General features: G+C 33.4%; 1 protein-coding gene. It reads right to left on the bottom strand.

The annotated features are described in order from the left end of the window. The coding region (locus tag QEZ38_RS09770; RefSeq protein ID WP_281335787.1) for a hypothetical protein at positions 1-631 on the bottom strand (631 nt) is incomplete at both ends.

The following is a 631-nucleotide window of genomic DNA, read 5'->3' as shown; positions in this document are numbered from 1 at the left end:
TCTTTTTCTACTTTATCAACAACTTTTGAAGCATCTTCTACTTCTTGACCTTTTTTGTCAGCTAAACGTGCATCTGGATTGTTTTGAGAATATTCAACTTTAACTTTCTCTTTAATTTTCTCAAACTCTTTATCAGTAACATTATTAGCATCCGCTACAGTTCCTCTATCTGCTTCTGATGGAACCTTAATATCATATTTCTTAGTTTGTGCTTTTAATACGAAAGTTACTGCACCTGGGTCGGTTAAGTAAGAACCAACAACCTCTCCATTTTTCTTAGTTTTTACCGCAGTATTATTGATTAATTCTCCATCAGTATCAGTTGCAGTTGCAAAACGCGTTACAAGATCTAAAGAATCGTTTTCTGTTTTCGGTAATTTTTCTGCCGATATGCCAGAAACTTGTCCTGTTACTTTAATTTTCGCAGGCGTAGCTGTTTCAGAATTAATTGCTGTTACAGTGTATCCATATTCATTATCTTGTTTATCTGGATTCCCATCAATATTATTTAGGGCAATATTTCCACCTTTTTTAAGTGAAGCTGATTTAATTTTTCCAGAATCGTCGTTAAATGTGATATCAACATCTGCATCTTCACCAGTATAAAGATAAACTTCTTTTTTGTTTGGAG

Origin of the sequence: Streptococcus taonis (assembly GCF_029948085.1) — a bacterium.
GTDB classification, from domain to species: Bacteria; Bacillota; Bacilli; order Lactobacillales; family Streptococcaceae; genus Streptococcus; species Streptococcus taonis.
The sequence above is the reverse complement of the archived record's forward strand: the minus strand, read 5'-3'. Positions and strand labels throughout refer to the sequence as shown.